Annotated in this window: 1 protein-coding gene; it reads left to right on the top strand. The window is 67.5% G+C overall.

Annotation, left to right across the window (positions count from 1 at the left end; all coding sequences use genetic code 11):
• The coding region (locus XI08_RS09875; protein ID WP_271574268.1) for a response regulator at nt 1–670 on the top strand (670 nt) is incomplete at both ends.

Here is a 670-nt window from a genome sequence, read left to right as displayed (position 1 = left end):
CTACATGGTGCAGTACCGCGAGCAGCTGATGCCGCTGGTTGCCATGGAGGGCGTCACCGTTGCGAGCCAGGGCGCCCAGCCGATCCTGGTGTTCGCCGACGACGGCCGCTCCATGGGCCTCGTCGTCGACGAGATCATCGACATCGTCGAGGAACGGCTCAACATCGAGGTCGGCGGCTCCAGCCAGGGCATTCTGGGCTCGGCCGTGATCAAGGGCCAGGCCACCGAGGTGATCGACGTCGGCCACTTCCTGCCGATGGCGTTCGCCGACTGGTTCACCCGCAAGGAGATGAAGCCGTCGATGCACTCGCAGTCGGTGCTGCTGGTCGACGACTCGGCGTTCTTCCGCAACATGCTGGCGCCGGTGCTGAAGGCGGCCGGCTACCGCGTCCGCACCGCGCCGACCGCGCAGGAGGGCCTGGCCGCGCTGCGCGCCCAGAGCTTCGACGTGGTGCTGACCGACATCGAGATGCCCGACATGAACGGGTTCGAGTTCGCCGAAGTGATCCGCTCCGACAACAATCTGGGCTCGATGCCGATCATCGGTCTGTCGGCGCTGGTGTCGCCGGCGGCGATCGAGCGCGGCCGTCAGGCCGGCTTCCACGACTATGTCGCCAAGTTCGACCGTCCCGGTCTGATCGCGGCGCTGAAGGAACAGACCGCGGGCGCC

Origin of the sequence: Bradyrhizobium sp. CCBAU 11361 (assembly GCF_028128935.1) — a bacterium.
Lineage (GTDB): Bacteria > Pseudomonadota > Alphaproteobacteria > Rhizobiales > Xanthobacteraceae > Bradyrhizobium > Bradyrhizobium niftali.
This window is presented reverse-complemented; position numbering and strand designations above follow the sequence as displayed.